22 protein-coding genes and 1 tRNA gene are annotated in these 23283 nt (G+C 34.4%); 13 read left to right on the top strand and 10 right to left on the bottom strand.

Going from position 1 to position 23283, the window contains the following annotated elements:
• Nucleotides 1-47: 47 nt before the first annotated feature.
• The 11 genes from J416_RS06215 to J416_RS06180 all read left to right on the top strand — a co-directional run bounded on the left by J416_RS06215 (nucleotide 48) and on the right by J416_RS06180 (nucleotide 10879).
• Nucleotides 48-680, top strand: coding sequence for a YesL family protein (locus J416_RS06215; RefSeq protein ID WP_003466902.1), 633 nt, complete (start codon nucleotides 48-50; stop codon nucleotides 678-680).
• Between the two features lie 20 nt (nucleotides 681-700).
• Nucleotides 701-1840, top strand: coding sequence for a DUF2264 domain-containing protein (locus J416_RS06210; protein WP_003466901.1), 1140 nt, complete (start codon nucleotides 701-703; stop codon nucleotides 1838-1840).
• A gap of 16 nt (nucleotides 1841-1856) precedes the next feature.
• Entirely contained in the window at nucleotides 1857-2075 is a 219-nt protein-coding gene (locus J416_RS16190; RefSeq protein ID WP_003466900.1) for a Rossmann-fold NAD(P)-binding domain-containing protein, read from the top strand.
• Nucleotides 2076-2107: 32 nt separating this feature from the next.
• Nucleotides 2108-2848: a hydroxyacid dehydrogenase gene (locus J416_RS06205; protein ID WP_003466899.1), complete on the top strand. Its 741-nt coding sequence runs from the start codon at nucleotides 2108-2110 to the stop codon at nucleotides 2846-2848.
• Nucleotides 2849-3089: 241 nt separating this feature from the next.
• Complete coding sequence (locus J416_RS15070; protein ID WP_052000937.1) at nucleotides 3090-3530, top strand: hypothetical protein; 441 nt, start codon at nucleotides 3090-3092, stop codon at nucleotides 3528-3530.
• A gap of 17 nt (nucleotides 3531-3547) precedes the next feature.
• Complete coding sequence (locus J416_RS15065) at nucleotides 3548-3781, top strand: hypothetical protein (RefSeq protein ID WP_052000936.1); 234 nt, start codon at nucleotides 3548-3550, stop codon at nucleotides 3779-3781.
• Nucleotides 3782-4089: 308 nt separating this feature from the next.
• Nucleotides 4090-4245, top strand: a complete 156-nt coding sequence (locus tag J416_RS15710) for a hypothetical protein (RefSeq protein WP_156809534.1) — start codon at nucleotides 4090-4092, stop codon at nucleotides 4243-4245.
• A gap of 404 nt (nucleotides 4246-4649) precedes the next feature.
• Nucleotides 4650-6194, top strand: coding sequence for a BCCT family transporter (locus tag J416_RS06195; RefSeq protein WP_003466897.1), 1545 nt, complete (start codon nucleotides 4650-4652; stop codon nucleotides 6192-6194).
• A gap of 241 nt (nucleotides 6195-6435) precedes the next feature.
• Entirely contained in the window at nucleotides 6436-7449 is a 1014-nt protein-coding gene (locus J416_RS06190) for a DUF3231 family protein (protein ID WP_003466895.1), read from the top strand.
• A gap of 349 nt (nucleotides 7450-7798) precedes the next feature.
• The gene (locus J416_RS06185) at nucleotides 7799-9106 is read left to right on the top strand and encodes a DUF262 domain-containing protein (RefSeq protein ID WP_003466892.1); all 1308 of its coding nucleotides are present in this window, start codon (nucleotides 7799-7801) and stop codon (nucleotides 9104-9106) included.
• A gap of 3 nt (nucleotides 9107-9109) precedes the next feature.
• Complete coding sequence (locus J416_RS06180) at nucleotides 9110-10879, top strand: DUF262 domain-containing protein (RefSeq protein ID WP_003466889.1); 1770 nt, start codon at nucleotides 9110-9112, stop codon at nucleotides 10877-10879.
• 177 nt (nucleotides 10880-11056) lie between these two features.
• Here J416_RS06180 and J416_RS06175 read toward each other — a convergent pair whose 3' ends face one another.
• From J416_RS06175 to J416_RS06140, 8 genes are read right to left on the bottom strand one after another with little or no spacing between them, the layout of a single operon-like run.
• Nucleotides 11057-11614 (bottom strand): DinB family protein, encoded by a 558-nt coding sequence (locus J416_RS06175; RefSeq protein WP_003466886.1) that lies wholly within the window; start codon nucleotides 11612-11614, stop codon nucleotides 11057-11059.
• Between the two features lie 17 nt (nucleotides 11615-11631).
• A complete protein-coding gene (locus J416_RS06170; protein ID WP_003466885.1) occupies nucleotides 11632-12297 on the bottom strand; it encodes a 4'-phosphopantetheinyl transferase family protein in 666 nt (221 codons plus the stop codon).
• Nucleotides 12294-13508 (bottom strand): beta-ketoacyl-[acyl-carrier-protein] synthase family protein, encoded by a 1215-nt coding sequence (locus tag J416_RS06165; RefSeq protein ID WP_003466884.1) that lies wholly within the window; start codon nucleotides 13506-13508, stop codon nucleotides 12294-12296. Before J416_RS06165 ends, J416_RS06170 begins: the two co-directional genes overlap by 4 nt.
• 7 nt (nucleotides 13509-13515) lie before the next feature.
• Nucleotides 13516-15666, bottom strand: coding sequence for an FtsX-like permease family protein (locus tag J416_RS06160; RefSeq protein WP_003466883.1), 2151 nt, complete (start codon nucleotides 15664-15666; stop codon nucleotides 13516-13518).
• Nucleotides 15660-16349: an ABC transporter ATP-binding protein gene (locus J416_RS06155; protein ID WP_003466882.1), complete on the bottom strand. Its 690-nt coding sequence runs from the start codon at nucleotides 16347-16349 to the stop codon at nucleotides 15660-15662. The genes J416_RS06160 and J416_RS06155 overlap by 7 nt, the downstream gene beginning before the upstream one ends.
• A gap of 10 nt (nucleotides 16350-16359) precedes the next feature.
• Nucleotides 16360-17592, bottom strand: coding sequence for a class I SAM-dependent methyltransferase (locus tag J416_RS06150; RefSeq protein ID WP_003466881.1), 1233 nt, complete (start codon nucleotides 17590-17592; stop codon nucleotides 16360-16362).
• Between the two features lie 59 nt (nucleotides 17593-17651).
• Nucleotides 17652-19130, bottom strand: coding sequence for an aminotransferase class I/II-fold pyridoxal phosphate-dependent enzyme (locus tag J416_RS06145; protein ID WP_003466880.1), 1479 nt, complete (start codon nucleotides 19128-19130; stop codon nucleotides 17652-17654).
• A 15-nt stretch (nucleotides 19131-19145) separates the two neighbouring features.
• On the bottom strand, nucleotides 19146-20378 hold the full coding sequence (locus tag J416_RS06140; protein WP_240407257.1) for a glycosyltransferase: 1233 nt from the start codon (nucleotides 20376-20378) through the stop codon (nucleotides 19146-19148).
• A gap of 210 nt (nucleotides 20379-20588) precedes the next feature.
• On the opposite strand from J416_RS06140, the gene J416_RS06135 reads away from it, so the two are divergent.
• Nucleotides 20589-20683: transfer RNA gene (locus J416_RS06135), tRNA-Ser, on the top strand.
• Nucleotides 20684-20823: 140 nt separating this feature from the next.
• Nucleotides 20824-21447, top strand: coding sequence for a DUF3889 domain-containing protein (locus tag J416_RS06130; RefSeq protein ID WP_003466871.1), 624 nt, complete (start codon nucleotides 20824-20826; stop codon nucleotides 21445-21447).
• 290 nt (nucleotides 21448-21737) lie between these two features.
• On the opposite strand, the gene J416_RS06125 is transcribed toward J416_RS06130, so the two are convergent.
• Both J416_RS06125 and J416_RS06120 read right to left on the bottom strand, forming a co-directional pair.
• On the bottom strand, nucleotides 21738-22082 hold the full coding sequence (locus tag J416_RS06125) for a DUF2651 family protein (RefSeq protein WP_003466869.1): 345 nt from the start codon (nucleotides 22080-22082) through the stop codon (nucleotides 21738-21740).
• Between the two features lie 152 nt (nucleotides 22083-22234).
• Nucleotides 22235-23197, bottom strand: a complete 963-nt coding sequence (locus J416_RS06120) for a pectate lyase family protein (RefSeq protein WP_003466866.1) — start codon at nucleotides 23195-23197, stop codon at nucleotides 22235-22237.
• Nucleotides 23198-23283 lie beyond the last annotated feature (86 nt).

The raw sequence follows: 23283 nt of genomic DNA, 5'->3' as shown, positions 1-23283 counted from the left end.
CCTTTTTGTACCATAATTAAGTTTTTTTAAAAAAAGGAATGATCGTTATGCATCCAGATGGTTTTATTTATCGGTCAATGGTATGGTTAACAAGACTAACTTACTTAAATTTATTATGGATCTTTTTTAGTCTATTGGGGTTAGTTATTGGTGGATTCTTTCCTGCATTAACGGCTATGTTTGCGGTGGAGCGAAAATGGATAAGAGGCAATACGTCATTTGCAATATTGCCGTACTTTTGGAATGTGTATAGAAATAATTTCAAGTCATCAAATATATTGGGTATTCCATTTATTTTATTATTTCTGTTGATTTATCTCAATTTGCAACTTACACAAGTATTAGGTCAACTCTTGGGGAATATTTTGTTATTTCTTTTATTTGCATTATCTTTTTTGGTTATTATTGTCTTTTTGTACCTATTCCCAACGTATATTCATTATGATGTGCGATTAATCAAATCGTTAATATTCTCTCTTATAATTGCTTTATCTGCACCAATGCAAACTTTTCTATTAATGATAAATTTGATAGGATTTTTAATTATTACAATTTATGTACCCGGCGTCTTCTTTTTATTTGTTGGAAGTGCCTCAAGCTTAATTATTATGTGGTTTGCCTACAGAGCGATGATACAAATTGAAAATCGAAAAGAGTTAATTGTCCGACATGAAAAATAACGTAAAAAGGAGTAAGAAAAATGGATACTCGAAAATATTGGCTAACAACGATGCAACAGATAGTAAAACCAGTCATAGACGCCGCAAGTGTTAAGGAATTGAAAAAGCGAATGCCTATTGAGGAAGTCGAAGGGGCGGGTCGTGAGCATTATTCGCGATTAGAGGCGTTTGCCCGTACCCTTAATGGAATCAGTCCGTGGCTGGAGCATGAATGTGGTGATCCGGAAGAGGCAAAATTACAAGCAAGTTTTGCTGAGAAAGTTCGCCAGGGAATTGTTCATGCGGTAGATCCAATTTCCCCTGATTATATGAATTTTTCGGATCAAGGTCAGCCACTAGTTGATACCGCCTTCTTTGCGCAAGCAATACTGCGTGCGCCAACTCAACTCTGGGAGAAATTAGATCCCTCGACACAAAAAAAGGTTATTACTGCCTTAAAGCAGACACGTGCTTACAAACCACACTTTTCAAATTGGTTGTTGTTTTCAGCAATGATTGAGGCATGCTTATACCAAATAGGGGAAAAAGATTGGGATCCAATGCGGATTGATTATGCGTTAAAACAATTTGAACAATGGTATGTAGGTGATGGGCATTACAGTGATGGGCCTGCTTACCATGCCGATTATTATAATAGTTATGTGATTCAACCGTTTCTGGTTGATATTGTCGATGTGGTTGGTGAAGAATATCCTGAATGGCAGGAGAAACGAGAAATTTTGATTGAAAGAGCAAAGCAATATGCGTTGTATCAGGAACGATTGATTTCTCCAGAAGGAACGTTCCCACCAATTGGACGGTCACTTGCCTATCGTTTTGGAGCCTTTCATCATTTAGCCAACCAGGCTCTTCACTGTCAATTACCACTTTCTCTTCATGAGGCTCAGGTGAGAGAAGGGTTAACAGCTGTCATTAGGCGTACGTTTCAGTCACATCATATGTTTGATGAAAACGGCTGGTTGACAATCGGTTTAACTGGACATCAGAAGACAATTGGAGAGCATTACATATCGACAGGAAGTCTGTATTTAGCTACTTTTATATATTTGCCATTGGGTCTTGATGTAAATGCATCATTTTGGAAAGCGCCTGCAGAAGACTGGACAGGCAAAAAAGCTTGGGATGATCAAGACTTTCCAATTTATCAATCTATTAAATAAAAAAGGTGGGGATCGTGTGAAAGGTATCTATATTATGAATAAAGAACCTTTTCCACTTGTTTATCCTGATTCAATCAGAAGTGAAATTCGTCAACTTATTGACATAGATCGTGACGTGATGAGTGCTGAGGAGGTAGAGTCAGATCTTTCTGTTTTAAAAGACGTAGATGTTATTTTTTCTGGATGGGGAGGTCCAAAATTAGATGACACTTTTCTCAGGCAGCGCCAAATCTGAAAGCTTTCTTTTATGCGGCAGGTTCCTTAAAGATGATTATCACAGATGCTGCTTGGAAAAGAAATATAACGATCACAAACGCTGTTTATGCGAATTCTGTTCCTGTAGTAGAATTTACATTATCGCAAATATTATTTTGCCTGAAACGTGGCTGGCATTATGTGAGGATGCTTGAGGAGAATCGTGCTTATCCTTCAAAACCGTATCACTTAAGTGGAGGCTTTCGCAGTAAGGTCGGGATTATATCGATGAGTACGGTTGGAAGAGGTGTGTGCGAATTATTAAAGCACTTTGATCTTGATGTCTATGCTTATGATCCTTTTATGACGATGGAGGAGGCAGAATATTATCAAGTAACACCGACTACGATAGATAATATATTTGAACATTGTGATATTGTTTCTCTCCATGCCCCGTTGTTAGAAGAGACAAGAAATCTTATCGAAGGTAAACATTTTCGAAGGATGAAGGAGAATGCCAGTTTCATTAATACTGCACGAGGTGCCATCGTTAATCAGCAAGAAATGATCGAAGTCCTCCATAACCGGCCAGACTTAACAGCCGTATTGGATGTAACCAATCCAGAACCACCTCTGGCAAACTCTGTTTTATACGAAATGAAAAATGTTGTATTAACCCCACACCTAGCAGGAAGCGAAGGAGCAGAATGTGGCCGGATGGGACAATATATGTTGGAAGAACTCAGAAGATTTTTAAAACAAAAGCCTCTCAAATGGCAGATTGACCAAGAACACTTTTCAACCTTAGCGTGAAACAGGGGGACGGTTCGGTACCAGTGAGCTTCTCCAATATTGGGAGTGATCCTCATTCATACTCTCACTACATTGCAGTGTGAAATACTATAATAAACACTACCAAAATCATAAGTTATATTTAGAAGACGTGAAACTCGTGGCAGAGTTCTGATTTACTAATTCAATCCTCTAAAAAAGTAATAGTAAAAGTAGGCATGAATTTTCTCTTAATGGATATAGTTAAATAGGAGGGATACTCATGGATACTTTTCTTTATACCTTTTTTGTACTAGCTTATATAATACTGATTATCTGGACTTTCAAGTCATCACAGAAAGAGTTAACATATCGAAGTTTTCTTTACCTTGTCATTATTGGTTTACTATATGACAACTTGATCCTGGCTCTTGGGAGATTTATTGGTACAGGTGATTTACTCGCAATGCTGAATTTAGGTCGCTATTGGATACATGCATTGGTTACGCCAACTTTAGTATTGTTTAGTTATGGCGTTTTAAAACTAACAGGCATAGATTGGGTAAAAAGCAATATAGTAAGATGGCTTTCAGTCTTTGTCGCAATTCTGCTAAGTATGATTGAAATTACGATGGGTGTTATGCAATTAAAGTTAAAACCAGTATGGGATAATGATGTTCTTCAATATGTATCAACATCTTCAAGTAATCATCCCCATATATGATTATTGGAGTTACTTGTTTGTTGTTAATTGCGGGGTTTATTTTATATAGGAAAACCAAGTGGAAATGGATGCTGATTGGAACAGTCATCATGGGTATCGGCAGTGCTTTGTCTTCTTTTCTCCCAAGCGGTGCTATAACAAATGGTTTTGAGTTATTTTTGCTCTTCACATTAGCGTTAACTAAAATTCATTTGGAAAAGGAAGAATGTAAAGTATACCAAAAAATAGGTGATAGGGATGTTATGGTGTGATAAGGTGTCACTAAATACAATTTGTTTATCATAAAAATGAGGCTGGGGAAAAACCAGTGAGTGAAATAAAAATCGTGGAGGACATCAAAATTGATGCACTCCACGATTTTTTTATGCTTTTTTAATATTTTAGATAAACAAAACGGAAGAGCGTATCTCTTTAAAAGATGCAAAACAAATTATAGAAAAGTATAAACAAGAAAGGAGTGGATAATATGCCTGAAAGAGAAATTGAGATATGATAAAATAATTGTATAAAAATGTATGCGGGATAAGAAATATTTAATTTATTGAGGGGAGAAAAATGAATGTTTAAAATGATTGCTGGATTGTTATTTTTATTAGAAGGCTTGATTCTAAGCGTAATAGGTTCTAAGAGAGAGCGGATTATTATTAAAGTGGGAGGGTTCATTTCTCTACTAATTGGTATTATTTTTGTAATTATCGGAATTACATCATATTAATTATTTTAGTTGTAACTGCTAAAAAGCCCTAGAACTATTGTCATATCAACAGCAAAAATGCACGGAGAGAAATTGTCGTTCCTTGAAATTATTAAAGAATGCAGAACGCAATAGTGCTTCCCTTTCATAACATATCTGCCATCCTTCGCATTTTTGCTGTACTGTCTAGTATTCCTCACATAATTTCTATGCACCGCCAATACAAAGTTTTGCCCCATGTTTATTACATAAATGAAAATATAAGCTGTTTTTTGACTAATTTCCCTCACTAACCTATAATTGATTAATTGTGTTAGAAGACAAAAAATTTAACGTTAGCTTTTTTGCATTCATACGTTTATGGAAATAGGACATGAATAAGAAATGATAAAAAGTTAAGTGGCAATGATTATAGGAGGAAAAGAATGGATGACAGTACTAGGAAGACAAAAAAATTAGATTGGATGACGTTTATTGTAAGTGGAGGACTACTTGCTTTATTCATCATCACTTCCTATTTCAATCAAGAATTAGTTGGGCAATGGATCAGTGATTCATTCACTTTTACAGCAAAATACTTTGGAGCATATTGGCAAGTGTTATTATTAGTAATGTTTGTCATTGGATTGATATTAGCTTTTAGCAAATATGGAAACGTACGACTGGGCAAAATGGAGCGTCCGGAGAATGGCAATTTTCGTTGGATTGCCATGATTTTGTGTACACTTTTAGCGAGTGGGGGAGTCTTTTGGGCTGCAGCTGGCCCCATGTACCATTTTATAACAACGCCTCCGCTATTCACGGATATCAAAGATGGAACGACAACAGCAGCATTTCCAGCAATGGCACAAAGTTATTTGCACTGGGGTTTTTCAGCTTGGGCAAGTTTAGGCACTTTAACGACGATTGTGCTTATGTATGCTCATTATCATAAAGGCTATCCACTTAAGCCACGGACTTTTTTATACCCAATGTTGGGCAAGAAAATATTTAAAAATAGTTTTGTTGGCTCATTGGCTGATATTGTCTCTATCGTAGCGACAGCAGCGGGAACTATTGGACCCATTGGCTTTTTAGGACTTCAAGTCGGATATGGATTGGAAGCAGTATTTAACATTCCAAATACTTTTGTCACACAGGCAGTGATTATTCTCTTTTTAGCTGTTATTGCCTCCATCTCAGCGGCAACCGGTGTTGAACGTGGTATCCAATGGCTCAGCCGAGTCAATGTCAGTATGGTCGTTGTATTAATGGTTACCATGTTAATTCTTGGACCGACTTTGTATATTATCGATTTATTTGTTGGTTCAGAAGCCTTTTATCTAGAAAACTTTTTGAGTATGAGTTTATACCGGCTAGATCAAGCATGGTTAGGATCGTGGACGATTTTTTTCTGGGGTTGGTTTATTGGCTATGGTCCAATGATGGCTATGTTTATTAGCAAAATATCTCGAGGAAGAACAATAAGAGAATTGATTATTGCCGTTTCCATTATTGCGCCGATTGTCAGTAATCTTTGGTTTACTGTGGTTGGGGGTTCAGGTATTTTTTATGAAATCGAAAACCCAGGTTCTGTTTCAACCGCATTGAACGAAAGTGGTATGCCGGCAACGGTGATGGCGATCATGAACCAAATCCCATTAGGTATTGTGCTGGCCATTGGATTTATTATTGTATCGATTGTTTTTGTTGCGACAACGGCTGATTCGATGTCCTACACTGTTGCGGTAACTTTAAGTGGAAATGATGAGCCTAATCGCTTAATTCGTGTATTTTGGGCATTGATGTTCGGAGTTGTTGCTGTTTCATTGCTTGCGATTGGCGAAGAAACGGTCAGTACGCTACAAAACTTTATTGTTGTGACAGCAGCACCAGTATCATTACTCCTTCTTCCATCGCTTTGGGATGCACCAAAAATAGCCAAGAAAATGGCGAAAGAACAAAATATCATAAATAGAAAATCACGATAATGGATTGCTTATTTTTAGCCAGAATGGTCACAGGTGATAGACAAACATTTGATTTATCTGATTCGCGTGAATTAAACACTTGCAATATAGTGTTTTTTTCTTTTTTAAAGCCATAAATTTAAAAATGTGTCACTAAAACGTTTGAATACTCTTCATTCCTTTGTTTATCTTCTTTACATATAAGAGGTGCTAAATGGATAAACTGAAGATGAGGTTAAGTATGATGAAGGAGTGAAGAGAAATGGATTCTTCCCAACACAATAACATTAAATTAACATCAGCAGAAATCACCAATTTATGGACTACATATATGAATGATAGTGGTTCCATTTGTCATTTAAAATATTACCTAAATATCGTGGAAGACACGGAAATTAAATCTGTTATTCAGTATGCATTAGACACTTCGCGATTGCACGTTAACACAATAGCCGAAATATTCACTCAGGAAGGTTATCCTGTACCTCATGGCTTTAAATTAAATGAAGATGTTGATGTGACTGCCCCAAGATTGTTTTCTGATAATTATTTTTTAAATATGGTTAATCATATAGGTAAAATTGGTTTAAATGCATATAGCATGGCTTTACCTGTAGCAGTGAGAGAAGATGTTTATAGCTTTTTTAGTCATTGTTTAAGTGAATCAGATAATCTTATCAAACAAACCAACGATCTATTATTGGCAAAAGGGCTGTATATTAGGCCACCATATCTTCCAAGGCCAGAATCATATGATTTTGTAAAACAAAAAAGTTTTTTGGCAGGGTTTTTTGGCGAAAAGCGACCACTTACAGGTACCGAAATTACCAACCTATATACCAACTTTCAAAGGAATGCATTAGGAAAAGCCACCTTAATTGGTTATAGCCAAGTTGTTCAGAATGAAGATGTAAAACAATTTCTAATAAGGGGAAAGGAAATAGCAAACAAGCATTGTGAAATATTTGGTTCATATCTCCATGAAAGTGATTTACCTATTCCTATGACATGGGACACAGAGGTTACTGATTCTATTACGTACACTTTTTCTGACAGGAAAATGATGTTTTATACAACAAGTTTAATTGCACTTAGTGTAGGTTATTATGGTTCAAGTATGTCAATGAGTCCGAGAAGGGATATTGGAGTAATGTATAGCAGGCTTGTCGCAGAGATATTAAAATATGCTGATGACGGGGCGAAAATCATGATAAAACATGGGTGGATGGAAGAACCGCCACGGGCCTTAGACCGTGATGAACTATTGAGAAAGTAAAGAGCAATAGTTAAGAGGTAGCTATTGTAAGCGTCAAAAGACCTCCGAATTATCCTCCGAATGTTACGATAATTGGTTTCGATCACTTCTTATAAGGATCGAAACCAGACCATTTAGAGTGGTCTGCTTCAACAACAAGAGATGAACTTGATGTTCGCTCTTTATATATAAGATGGCAGGCGTAAATATGGTATGATGATTGGTGTAGAGAAAAGTATCTAGAAATTAATCGATCAAAATTAACATTTGACAAGACTTTTAATAGTTCAATGGAAACACCATCCTTGTCATTAAATATATAAACGAATATGAGATAGGATTTCATTGAACAATATATTGGAGGTACAGAATGGCACTCATTGAAAGAGAACTTGCAATTGTTGAAGTTCAGAAGTTATTTACATTGAATTTGAAAATTCCAGAATATCAAAGACCATACACATGGAGTGTAAAGTCAACGAATACTCTATTTCACGATACCTATAGCGCCTATGATAACGGAGTTGATGAATATCGTTTAGGATCAATTGTTCTTCACAAACATAATAACAACTATTATATTGTTGATGGTCAACAACGATTAACAACTTTGTCTATTCTCCTTTATTGTTTAGATCCACTAAATACACAGGATCAAAGTCTTTTTAAGGAAAAATATAGTCCATTATCTAATAATGTCATTGTTGAAAACTACCGAATTCTAAATAAAAGAATAAAAGAACTTAGTAAAGATGAACGTCAAAATTACAAGGAATATCTGCTGAATAAATGCTCTGTAGTACAAATTGTCACCGATAATGAACAAGAGGCATTTCAATTCTTTGATTCTCAAAATTCGCGTGGAAAAGCATTAGCACCACATGATTTACTGAAATCTTATCATCTAAGAGAGATGAATAATGAAGAAGAGAGCCACAAAATTGATGTCATTAATCAGTGGGAAAATATCAATCAAGATCATCTCAACGATTTATTTAAAAACTATTTATACCCATTAACGCAGTGGTATAAAGGGAGAGATGGAGTAGGATACGCTGTTAACAAAATTGATATATTCAAAGGTATCAAGTCTAATAATATATATAACTACGCACTATATCATAAAGCAAGTAATCTTTTTGTAGAACAGTTTAATCATCAAGGTAACAATGAATTATTAGCTACCAGCGATTTGAATCAATTTCAGTTAACACAACCACTAATTGGCGGACGACGATTTTTTCATTACGTACTTCATTATGGTAGTTTATTAGATAAAATCCAAAAAAGAATAGTTACATTTCATCATGATAAAGAAATTCCTAGTCGTCGGTCTGGGGATATATATACAAAACAACTTTATGAGTGTTCTTTGTTATTTTTTACGGATCGATTTGGATTTGAGAGTTTAACAGATTCTGTCATGCGACACTTATACAGTTGGAGTTATTCATTAAGGCTAGTGATGAATGCGGTCTATCCCCAGACGATTAATAAATATTCTCAAGGTCAGCATGAAAGAATTAATGAGGGAATTGACATGTTTACTCAAATAAGTGAGATGAATGAACCTGGTGAGTTAAAACTAATAACATTAAAAAAGCCTGAAACTAATGAGAGTAATCTTGAAAAATATCAAAAGATTCACAGCAAATTGTGTGATTGGAATGGGTGGTAAGCGATGGAAAATATTATAAAAGTGATGTCAGTATCTAATGTGTTTGATAATGTTCATTATGAAATTCCTATTTATCAGAGAAACTATGCATGGGAAGAAGTGCAGATTGAACAATTGATTGAGGATATTCATAGTGCTGAAAATGATTATTTCTTAGGTAATTTAATTGTGAATCAAAAAGATAATGACGTTTATGAAGTTATTGACGGTCAACAGCGATTAACGACAATATATTTGCTAGAAAAATATTTAGGACTAGCATTTTTAAAAGATGCATTGCGATTTGAGGCAAGAGAGAAGTCGAACCGGACACTTCGATTTATTAGTGATGGAGCAAGTAATGATATGCAAGAAGAATTATTATCAACTGAAATTATCAATGGCTATCAAATGATTGAAAATTATTTTATTAAAGAAAACATTGATAAATCAGCATTCAAAAAGAAATTGGATCAAGTAAAACTCATCCGTGTCCAAGTACCTCCTAATATCGATTTGAATCATTATTTTGAAATAATGAATACTAGAGGAGAGCAATTGGAACTTCATGAAATAGCTAAAGCAAAACTTCTAAGTGTTCTAACAACTGCTCAAGATAAAAGAACGGCTGCATTCATTTGGGAAATATGTGCAAACATGAATTCATATGTACAAATGAATGCTGACGTGACTAACAGGGAAAAGTTGTTTACGAAGGACTGGTCTAGTTTAAATGATTCAGTAAACAAGTTTGACGATATAAAAACAATTTTGCCGGATGAAAATGAAGAGGTGGAGAAATCTAAAACACTACTCGATATTTTAGAAAAACCTGAATATAAAGAGATAAAAACTGAACAAGATGAACCTGAGAATGAACGGTTTGAATCTACTGTGACATTTCCAAACTTTATTTTGCAAGTCAATACGGTTTTGCAAAAAAAGGTTGACGAAGATGCTAGTTTGGATGATAAAAATTTCTTAGACAACATATCTTGGGCTTGGTCTAATGAAAAGCAAGCGAAAGACTTCCTTTATCATTTGTTGAAATGTCGAGTCTTATTTGATAAATATGTTCTAAAACGCGAATTTGTTAGAGATTATAAGGAAACAGGAAGGTGGTCCTTGCAACGGTTAGAGAAATACACGGATAAACATGGAGCGAAACCGAAATATGTAGGAACCTTTGGCGGTGATGATGCTCAAAAAAATAAGCAGATTAGAACACTTCAAGCTTGTCTCCGTATTACATATACGTCACCAAAGACGATGCACTGGATTCCTTTGCTATTGGCTACCTTATTAGAGGATGAAACAAGCGATATCTTAACAACTTTGGAAGATTATTGTAATGAAAAAGTACAGGAGTCTAACTTTACTAATGCCAGTGGTTTTAGAATTGAACGAATCGTATTTTCATATCTTGATTACTTACTGTATCGAGATGGATATTCTTATAAAGACAATAAGATCATTTCACCTCTACAAGAAGATTGGCAATTCTCATTTAGAACATCTATTGAACACTTCAATCCACAAAATCCAGTTGCTGGTGCAACCTGGGAATCAAGTGATTTAGATAGTTTTGGTAACTTGGCTTTGGTGACCGTTTCCGGGAACTCTAAGTTTTCTAATTTACCGCCTGCTGGTAAGGTGAACTCGTATCCGAGCATCGTGCATCAAAGTTTAAAACTGATCATAATGAAAGAAATGATGTATATTAATCAAGGCGTTTGGGACGTAGAAATATCGGAAATTCATAAAGATGATATGTATCAAATTCTGCAAGGTTAAATCTCTAATTATGATCGCCGATATGAACTAGCTTAATGAAAACTATGTTGACCGTATAAAAAAGATGAGGAATCTGTTGGAGAATAACAGGGAAGTGAAGAGGCTGCACGACAACCTAGTGAGCTTTTAATCGATCCGATGACATCGTGATTTAACCCTCATAAAATTTCATATCGGTCATTTTTGTGTACTTTCACTATAGTATTTTTTGCATAATAAAAAATGATGTTTTTCGTGTATGCCTAGTAGGTCAATGCTTTGAATTAAATTAGGGTAGTTTGCTATCGGATCCAAGAAGCGTATATGACCTGCTACGTTGTCACTAATGTTTGAAACTTGTCTCTCTAATTGTTTCGTCTCGTTATCTAAAGCCTCTATCAACGAATCAAAATTGACTCTGTATCGTATATTCTTTGGTGGCACTAGGATAAAAGGAGCTTTCATTGGTTTCTTATTTTTTTCTTTATATTTTGTGAAAGCATCAATGCTATGAGTCTCATAGGGTTTATGCTTTCTTAGGATGGCAGTAGGTATGGATAAGGGAGTATAACATTTACTGATTCTTCGAAACCATTTGATCATTAAGTATAAATGATAATAAGTTTCGCCCCATGACCACTTATCTTCATAAGGTCGAATCCATTTTTGATGCTGAAAGTTTGCTAATTCACCATTTATCTCTTCTCTTTGTTCATGCAATTTACGAAAGTGTTTTTGCATATTTGGACTTTTCATTCTACTCTTTCCTCCCATCAATTCTGATGTAGAGTTTGAATCAGTTCTTCATAATTAACGATTTGAATCCGAAACCGATGGAAATTTTCGGTGCTGATTAAACACCAGCCGTAATCTTCAATAAATCCACGTATAAAGTATAAAGATTCGCCATGGATTTTTGTTTTTGACTTAACAAAATAAGAATATGTGAAGGGTGTGTTAATCTCATTTTTTATATCAAGAATTTTTCCCCCTTTACATTTCACATAACTTTCCTTAAATGTCCAAGTGTCTATAAAATATGTATCTTTACTATCAGCTTTTAAAGACATCATCTTTTTCACTTCATCATTTGTATAGAAATATTTAGCTAAGCCTAGGTTAAATGGTTTATAACGTTCTATATCAACTCCTATCTCTCCGTTATCGTTATAAGCACACATTACCCATTCTTTGCAATTGGAAACATTAAAGGAATGTGTTGATATAAGAGGCTTCCCATTTATATTATACGTTATATTCAATGGTTTTTTATGTCCTTGATTTTTATACAAAGCATACTGTACTAGCAAATCACTGAAAATAATTTGATGGATCCGAGATGGATGTGTTGTTGTATTTAGTTTCTTATTAGCATGATGGGTTAACATATCCTTTGAAAGAGAATAAATATCATGAATTTTTATAAAATAAATATTCATATCTCTTCCTTATAATTTGACAAAAGAAGTGAAGCATTATGTCCACCAAATGCAAAAGAATTCGTAAGGACTTTTCCACCTTGATAAGGAGTAATTTTTGCTAAAAGAAGATTCGTTTCAATTTCCTCATCTACATCCTCTTTAGATACATTAATTGTAGGGATAAGAACTCTTCTTTTTATCATCATTGCACATAATGCCGTTTCTATTGCTCCTACCCCGCCTAAAGAATGACCATGAATGGCTTTAGTTGAAGCTACAACAGGGTCATGACTGAATAAATTTTTTATTGCCTTTGATTCATAGAGATCATTTAACTTTGTAGATGTCCCGTGAGCATTGATATACTCGATTTCTTCAAAATTACAATTTGCATCTGCAATTGCATTCTCCATACATTTCGTAATACCTGTTAAATGGGGGGCTAATAACGAATATGCATCAGAGGAGCCCCCATAGCCATCTAGTTCACAATAAATATCTACGCCACGTTGTTTAGCGTGTTCTAACTCTTCTAAGACGAGAAATGCGGTTCCTTCACTTATGACAAACCCAGTTCTTTCTTTTGAAAATGGTATGCTTGCTTTTTCTACTGATTTTGCGCTTGTTAATGCTCTTAACTTTCTGAACGCTTCTATGACTTGTGGAATAACACAAGCATCTACTCCACCAGCTACAATCACCTTTTGATCACCATTTTTTATTTTTTTAAAAGCTTCACCAATAGCTACTGTTCCAGAAGCGCAAGCAAGTGAGTAAGCTAACGATTCCCCCTTTATACCTAGATCGATGCTAATATTTGCTGTGATCATGTTGATTAGGTTTCTGGGGATGACAAGCATTGTCATTTGGTCAACACCATGCACTGCTGCAGCACCAAATTCATCTGCTAATGCCCCAATTCCTCCCACTGAACTTCCAACGAATACAGAAATATGCTCACAGTTACCTTCATTTATTTCTAAATTCGCATTACGAACAGCTTCTCTAGATGCAATCAAAGCCATTTGTGTACAACGATCCATATAACGTTTATCTTTTGAGGTAAGTTCTTCGTTAAAATTATCATCTACTTTACCGGAAAAATTTGTATTATCATGCGAAGACGGTTTGATACCGCGTTCGAGATTCACAATACTTTCCCACGTCAATTCTCTTGTTATGCCGTTTGGAGAGACTATACCGATTCCTGTTACTACGACTCTATTCATAATTTCCCTACCTTTTTTCAATAGTGTTTATTTTTGATCTTACTCGGAACAGAAGGAATACAAATATTGCTACGATCATTCCGTTACTTGTAAGTATAATAAATAGGTTATTGGTCACTTTGACGTAGTTCACAAAGTCAAACATGATTTGGTCAAAGAATACCCTAGCGACTGATCGAGAAACGAGGTATGAACTAATTACACAAATAACAGCAATTGGTACACTAAAAGCAAAATGCATCGTCATTAAATCTCTTGTTGAATAACCTTGTAATTTTAAAGTCTTCATCGAACGAATACTATTCTGGAATGTAAATTCTAGCAGTGAATAAAGTAGTGCAACTTGTAAAATGATTGCAAGCGCTAGTATAAGTGTGATTTGTTTATTTATAACTTCTAATATGTTTTCACCAGAAGTGATGATCTCATTTCTTGTTAAGGTTGCTTCAATTCCTTCGTCTTTTAACCCATCATATGAATCCGATAAACTGATAGCAGGTGTGTAATAGGTCTCTTTTTCAAAAAAGTTGCCATGATCAGATACTAAATAAATCGTACTTACTGTTGTTACATCATTAATCTTATCGACTGTGAAACGATACTCTTCCTTATTTATTATATCCTTTAAAATGATAGGATCTCCGACGTTTTTGTTATACTTATTAGCGAACGCTTGAGTAATAATGATATCTCCATCTTCTAAGTCAAGATTATACGCATAATAGTCAGAATTTGACTGAATAACGTATACATTCTGGGTGACCCCATTTTCATCGTATAAGTTATATAACTTAAAATCTTCTCCTTTCATAGTTTCTTCTTCCCATAAAGGATTAGTAAATAGGACTTCTTTAAAGGTGTTTTCGACCGCTAGATCGTCTACATATTTGGTTACAGAGTCTTTTAATAAAAAAGAAAAATTAATGAGCAAGCCTACAAAGAAGATCAAGACAACAAACAATAGCATTTCTTTCTTATTTCGATTCATTCTTTTTATACGGTATTGATAAGGAAAAGAAAAAAGTTTAAAACTGTTGGTTTTCTTTTGTCCTTTTATTTTTGTATGAACTGTTTGATTTGTTGACTTTACATAGAATCGATAGACTAAGGTACAATTGATAAGTAGAACAATCGCTAAAGAAAATAGTAAACATAAAGCTAATAATACGTAATTCGTTTCAAGTAAAGGATAATTATAGATTTGGCTATTCATTTCCTTTATTGTGTTAATTGCGAATAGTCCGATGACAGAACCAACTAACCATGCTATTAGAAGGGTTAGATTCGTCTCGGTTAAATAATGTTTGAACAAAATTCGTTTACTAAATCCCAATTTTTTAAATATGTCTAGGTTAGTTTTTTCTTTTTTTGCTACCTCGAAATGATATACACTTAAAAGGACAGCTACAATTAAGTAAAGTAAACAAGTAAGTAATAAAGCAAGATCTCTAGGTGCCTCTGCATCTCCAATAACTTGCTGTATTCTCGTATTATTTTCAGCGTTGCTTATGTGAACGGGGTCTACAATATTTGAAATTTCTTGTACATTTAAATCACTTGTATATGCGTAATATGAAGAGAAAAGATCTCCAAATAGATTGTCGAACGTTTCTTTATTTACGAAAGCAATTCCAAAAGCATCGGCATTTGCTTGGAGAACAAGATTGCTATTTTTCGTGGTAATATAGTCAGGCGAAATAGCGGTACCCACAATTTCTACACGTACACCGTTCATGTTTATTGTATCCTCTAGGTTCAAATCATTTGCATGTAGAAAGTTCTTATCCACTAGGATTTCATTATTATTCTGTATATCGGTGCCACTTGTCACTTGATATTTATTTATTTTTTCTCTTAATTGAAAGACTCTCATGGTGTATGCGGCTTTACGAACTTCGCTATATTTCATTTTCTCTACATTAATATCATCATCGTTATCTATCTCATTACTAGTTCTAAAAGTACCGTCTTCTACATTATATTCACTGTAGAATGTTTCAACAGAAGTTAAGACACTACTCGTTCCCACAAAAAAACTAATAAATATTCCAGTTGTTGCAAACACAATTAAAAATATCACGAGTAGCTTTAATTTATTTGAGATGAATCGACGTATGGAACGTTTCCTAAACTTCTTTTCAATTTGTTTATTTACCATGCTAATTTCTCCACTAACTCAACATTAGAATTGATCACTTCATCTATTTTATTACCATCATGAACCGTAATAATTCGTGTAGAAATTTTTGTTATTTGTTCGTTATGTGTTATAAGGACGATCGTTGTTTGGTTTTTCAGTTGGAGCTTTTGTAATACTGATAAAACTTCTTGTGATGATTTGCCATCAAGTGCTCCTGTCGGTTCATCGCAGAAGAGTATTTTGGCTTTTTTTGCTAAGGCCCTTAGTATAGCGGCTTTTTGTTGTTGGCCACCAGAACATTGACTAGGGAATAAATGTATAGCTTTACGAAGATCCCACTCGTCTATGAGGTCTTCAATTTCGTCACTTTCCTCGTGTTCTAAGTAAATATTTTCATGTAGCGTAAGGTCATCAATGAGGTTATACTCTTGAAATACGAAGGCTATGTCTGATTTACGAAAAGCATTGACTTCTTTTTTGTCTAGGTGAACTACATTTTTATGATTCACTTCGATTTCACCTGAAGTAATCTTTTCTAAACCTGATAGACATTTTAGTAATGTCGTTTTACCAGAACCGGATTTTCCAATAATCGTACAAAATTCGCCTTCCGCTATATCGATATCAATTCCGTTCAACACTTTTAATTCATTCTGTTTGTTTTTATTAAAAACTTTCGTTATGTTTGAACTCTTTATCATGTTCGTCCCCCTATTTATGTTTGATTGTAATAAAATATGAATAATAATTATCATCAGCCGGTGATATTTCACTTACTTCAAAGCCACAGTTATCCAGCAAATTCAGAAATGGATCCCATTGTTCCGCTTTTTCAAAATCAACGAGCATATTATTTAAAACAACTTCAGCTCGGAGAATACTATTGCAAATATCATATTTAAACCGAGATATAAAATCCCAACTTTTATTATGTTTAGCGATGAGTTCTTGGTAAATTTCAAAATCAGGATAATACTGACAAATAATGATTGCACCCTCATTATTCAATATGTGTTTCAGCTTCATAAAAAGGTTTTCTTTTTCGTCTTCGGTGAGATAAAAAAGCATGTAACTCATATTAATCATGTCAAATTTTTCATGAAAAGAAAGATTCATTATGTCATCGTTATAGATTACAATATTTGAGTTAGCTTTATATTTGGTTTTTAATTTCTCAAATACTCTCTCTTGCCTCTCTACACCTACAATGTTTGGAATGCCGTCATTTAGATGAACATCGATGTAATTACCATTACCACAGCCGATGTCTAAAATAGAAGAATATTGTTTTTGCGAGATGAACGATTGATAATTGTCTTTTGTATAGATGTTGAATGCCAATTCACCGAGATCGGTGTAAAAGTCTTCAGAGAAACTCGGAGAGATTTGTTGATGAAAATCTAATTGATTGATTTCTTGTATATATTTTAAAACTTCTTTTATATATACATAGTCTTTTTTCTTCATTATTTTACTTAGCGTTTGATTGGAACTAGCATTGATAGCATCTTCTATAAAATGATAATCATGAAGAATCTCATTTATTGCTTGATTATCATTTTGATATTCATAATGAATGACATTATGTCTGGCTTTCTCCTTCAGTAAATAATTCTCATTTAAAGAGTAAGTGTACGTATTGAGCGTGATCATATCAAGTTGGATTCCAAGTTCCATAAAAGAATTGAAGATATTTTCATGTTTATTTTCTTGTTTTATGTTTAGGACATCAGGAAACATTTCATATATTTTTCTTAACACGATAAACCTTATATAATTTTTAACCTTTGAAAACAAAAGTAATTGAAATAGTGGGGTATCTCTTATTCCAAGTATTTCAGAGGCCCTCACTAACAATTTTATTCGTAAGGAATTTTCAAGGGAATTATTTGTTTTATCCTCAGAATATGATTTTGATTGATCTAAAAGTAACTCGTATTCCATCATGGCCTCCATTCATATTTATACTGCAAAAAGTTTAGAATGTTCTGATTCATTTTGCTTTATTGGGATGTAGCAGTCATCATTAATTCCTTATTCACAAGTCTTTCTTTAATAACAGATAATGTTTGATTAAGATCTTCTTTCGTGTGAGCGGCTGAAATAAAAAATCGAATCCTAGCTTCACTTTCTTTTACCGCAGGATATACAATTGGCATTGCATTAATACCATTCTTATAGAGTATTTCAGAAAACATCAGCGTTTCATCAGAATTTCCGATAATCATAGGGACAATGGGAGTATCATAACTATTACCTGTATCGACTCCAAGCTTCTTTAGTTCGTTTAAAAAATAAGTATGATTTTCTTTTAACTGTATAAAAAGATTATCTTCACGTTCACAAATTTCTAATGATGCGAATGCCGCAGCAGTGTTTGCTGGTGTCATTCCTACACTAAAAATAAAACCTGGCGAATTATATCTGAGGAACCTAATAAAGTTTTTACAGCCGGCAATATAACCACCACAACTATTAAGTGATTTACTTAATGTCCCCATTAAAATATCTACTGAATTAGGATTAATATTGAAATAGCTCGTAATTCCTCTTCCGTTCTTTCCGATAGTTCCGATTGAGTGTGCTTCATCTACCATTAAGATAGCATTATATTTTTCTTTTAAACGAATTAATTCCGGTAAATGACAGGTGTCTCCATCCATACTGTAAACACCTTCTACGACAATTAATACTCGTCTAAACTTAGGTCTTAATTTTAGAAGTTCACTTTCTAAATGACTCATATTGTTATGTTTAAAAGGTTTTCTTTTCGCATTGGAAAGGACTGATCCTTGGATAATGCTGTTATGCGCTAATGCATCATGCAGAATTAAATCTTCTGGACCTACGATGTTACCGATTGTATTAACGTTTGTACTATGTCCGCCAACTTGAATGAGAGCATCTTCGACACCTAAAAAATTAGAAAGCTTATCTTCCAGTTCTTTGTGGGTTTTAATCTCCCCACTTAATAATCGACTACTCGAAACACTCGTACCATATTGATAAATAGCTTCTATAACTTTTTGATTGATTTCATTTGACCCATTAATTCCTAAGTAATTATAAGTAGAGTAATTAATTTTCTCTTCTTCATTTATAAGAATTTTATTTGAAGCGATACCCGAGTTCTCACGAAAGTATGGAACATTATCCAATTGTTCAAAATAATCATTAAACTCGATAATTTCTGTGAAATGATTAAGTAGTGAATCGGATTCTTGATTGTTCTCTAAATCAAGTTTGGTTTCAATGTAAGTCATTACCTCTTCAACAGTCGTATCATCTTTTTGAAAGATTTTTTCTAAATTAATCTCTTGCACTTCAGGAAAGTCACTTAATACCAATCTGTGAAGATCCATAATCATCATCGAATCTAGACCAAGATTGTCTACTAACGAATCGTGTAGTTTGATATCAGTTTTGTCGTAACCTGTAATCTCTGCTAAATGATTCATAACGGTTTTAAATAATTTACTCATAACGCACCTCCATCATTAAGTTACAGTGAAATGTTTGATTAAAAATTTTGCAGCATTCTCAGGACCGTTTATGTCTTTAAGTACTTGTTGTATTTCTAATGCTTTCTCTTTGATTGTTCTAGTGGACAATGCATGGTTTATCAATTGTTCCATTCGAGCTTTAGTAAAATCTTTTTTTCGAAAGGAGAGTGCATTACCAAAGCGTACACATTGATTGATATTGACTCTTTGCTCTTGTTGTAAGCCAAATCCTAGGAACGGTTTACCAGTTAAACAAGCGGTTTGGACTGTTCCCTCACCACCATGTATAATTGATAAATCAATAAATTTGCTTATTTTATGGGCGGGTAGGAAGTCACAAAGAATAATATTTTCATTAAAAGATAGCTTATGAAGTTGAGATTTTATCATTCGCTTCATCGGACAAACCACTGTTACTTTTAATTCACTTAGTATATGTAATAATTTTACTATGATGTTCGGACTTCCTGAACTACCCATGGCGAAATATATAATTGGTTGATCAGTTGGTAGATGATCAAAGAACTTTGGAATAGGTACATCTAATTTTGCATAGACAGGACCGATATATTGATAATGATCTGGTAGATTATAAACCTGACTGATTTCAGGAGTTGTGGTGATAAGATTATAATCAGCATCTAAAGCGTCAATTGTATATTTAGGTAGTGAGACATTTTCTTCTTTTGCTACTTTAGTAAACGATTTAGGTTTATAGGTAATACGTAATGCGATTGATATAAATAATTTCTTGATGGTTGCTGCGAGAAGGTTCATTGAAGTAAAAGGTGATGGTAAGTATCCTTCTTCGAAATAAGGTCTAGTATAAGCTAAGGGTTTTATGTACACTAAGGGGGTGTTACAGACACGTGAGGATATAAACATACTTAGTGTTGTCCCAATAACAATTGACACCGGTTGGTAAATTTTAATCAGTCTTTTTTCATTTTGAACACGTTCTTTTATATGTTCGTATGTGAAAGGATGTTTTATTCCATTCATTTGATCAACGTTCATAATTTGAGTGATTTGTTTATCGCTGAGATGGGGTTCTAGATGAATAAAAGTGAAGTTAGATTCTTCTATGAGGTATGAATATTTCTTCGAGTATCCCATAAAAATGCAATGAAAAACATGTGAACATTCTTTAGCGACTTCTATTGATCTTGTTGTTTCAGCTAAGTTAAATGTTTCAGGTGCAAAAATGATCGTTTCTTTTATATTCATCATCCTTTCTTATTTTTTAATACAAACGGAAGTATACATAATATCAATAACAGAGTCAACAAAATTTGCATAAATTTACACAAATTAATTAAAAATGGATATAAAAGTAAAAAACGCACAACATCATATTCTCTTGACACTTATTCATATTTATTTTAAAATAAGTCACTGACGCTTTATTTCTTGCTTTCACAAAGAATATTTTTTTATGGAGAAGTACCCAAGTCTGGCTGAAGGGGGCGCACTCGAAATGCGCTAGGGCGGGTATCCCCGTCGCGTGAGTTCGAATCTCACCTTCTCCGCCATACATAATATGATAAATAAGCCAACTCCTTGTCATCGTTTAATAACGATAGCAGGGAGTTTTTTATTGAAAATTCCTTCACCAATAGGCAGGTGCTTATCATATAATATCTTGAATGAACGATTGTCAGGAGGAGAATATATGCATCTGTATAATCAATTTTCTTACCAGCCGTTGTATTCTGATGATAATAATGGTTTGTATCCAATGAACGACCCGCATATGTATCGCCAAAATTATATGCAAGGAAAGGCGACTTGGACCGATGGGGGTAGTGTAACACAATGCGGGATTCCATGGTCGTATGCTCAGTATATGACCGTTGCTGTTAGTACGAATTCCCCTTATCAATGTGGGCAAACGATAAAGGTTCGTAATCCGCAAACATCTCGAGAAGTCATTGTTACTGTGGTTGATACAGTTCCAAATTCACCAGCAACAACGCTTAATTTACATCGAAGAGTCTTCCAAATGTTAGGTGCAGATCTTTCGCAAGGGATCATTGCGATCCAATTCCAACCCAATCCCCAATTAGAAGAGTTACAATGGGGGAAATATTTACTTGAAGTAGTTCAGAGAGCATATCCGAATTATCAAGTGACCGACTATAATTTCGTAAATCGCACACAACAAAATCAAAACCAGACAAAAGAAATTTATGAATATGTGCTTCAATCCCCACAAGAACAAATCAAAGTAAGAGGTACGGTTGTCTATAATCCAGCAACAAACAGAGTGGTTTCTCTAGATATCAGAGAAGTATAATTTGTATCTTGGAATCAGACGGCGATTTTGCTGCCGTGTAATTACTAGGAAATCTATTCAAGAAAAAGGTAAGATTTCCCGGTAAATCAATTATTACTGGGAAATCCCGTTAAATTCATCATGAGTTTTCCCAGTAATTTCAGTATTACTGGGAAAAGTGCTTTGTTGAATGAAAGATTTCCCGGTAGAAAGGCAAATTACCGAGAAAAGTATGATTATAAGAATAAGATTTCCGTGTAACGAAGACAAAATAGTGTTGATATTGAAAAAAAGCTTTTATTCTAACCGTCTTATGCGTTTTGTTTATGGTATTGTCGTACTGCTTTTCCTACCAATGAACCTAACAAACTAATAACTGTATATATCATAGTCCAAATCCAGAATGAGGTATTCATAAACAAAAATACACTAAAAATGCCCCCTATTAATATAGCGACAGGTCCAATCCAAAGACTTTTGCATAATACATAATAGACCAATCCGATGACAAACACTGCAATTGGATAAATGATGAGAATCGATTGAAACTCATTCCATCCAAAGGACATCATTAAACTGTAAATACCTATCGTAATTATGATCATACCAACAAACGATATCAGTTGATTTACCCAGTTTTGAATACTTAAGCTCATTGTTCATCACCTCTGTTTACATCTTACCATAAATATGAAATTTATTGTAATTGACATATTAAATATAGCAACGAGTGTTATCATTTTATAAAAAAAGTAGTTCGTTTCAGAGTGATCATCCTCTAAAACCGAACTACTCTAAAAAGTGCGTTTTAAGGCTGAACGACACCGACACCTGCATATTGAGTGACTACGGATTTTACATCTTGGACAGGTGTTAATGTGTAGCTATAAGGAACGGTATAATTGGTTGTGGATGACGTTGGTTGGCTGCCTGTGCTGTTAATATATAAGTTATTCGACACATTCCAGTAACCTGTATCATCACTATACCAATATCCTAGTGGGTCTTTTGAATTTTCAAAGACGTTATTTTCAACTAAGAGTTCTGCTCCCATTCTTGCATTGATTCCTGTATCAATAATTCCTTCAAAGTAGTTGTTATAAATATGTCCTTCTCCGTGTCGATAACTAGGAACACGGGAATTTAAGTCTTGAAAGTGATTGTGGTGGAAGGTTATATTTCTGTCGTCACTGTCACTGTCGGATGATCCCATTAGCATCGCTTTCCATCCATCATGAACATAGTTCCAAGAGAATGTAATGTTGAAAGCATCGCGCTTTACATCAAATAAACCATCGTAATAATCTTTATCAACATTTAGACTTGCGTACAATTCATTGTGGTCGACCCAAATATTATTAGATGGACCTTCAATGCTGATTGCGTCCTTATCACCAGTGTCTACTTCATGGATTGTGAGGTTTCGAATAATCACGTTGTCTGCTCGCCACACTTTGAGGCCAATACCATCGAGTTCACCATTTGTACCTACACCTAGGACTGAAACATCAGAAACGTCTTTAATATTAATCTTACTATCAGAGGTATTGCTTGGTGAAATTGTACCGTCAACATAGATGGTCAAAGGTGTATTTTCATCTTTATTTTTCAATGCTTGCGTTAATTCATCCCCTGTTTGAACAGTAATCGTGTTTCCACCTTGACCGCCAGTTGTTCCACCATTAAAAGTAGCAAAACCAGTCATGCTAAAGTCAGGGGTGTTGGCCAATACAGGTTGTACAAATAAAGCAACAACGAAGGCAACAACCAAACTACTGGTACACCATTTGAACACACTAGGTTTTTGCAAACGTCTCACATCCCTTTTAGATTATTTACGTAAACACTAGAGTAACA

Source organism: Gracilibacillus halophilus YIM-C55.5 (assembly GCF_000359605.1).
Classification (GTDB): domain Bacteria; phylum Bacillota; class Bacilli; order Bacillales; family Amphibacillaceae; genus Gracilibacillus; species Gracilibacillus halophilus.
Note: the sequence above shows the minus strand (reverse complement) of the source record. Positions and strands in the feature narration are given on the sequence as shown.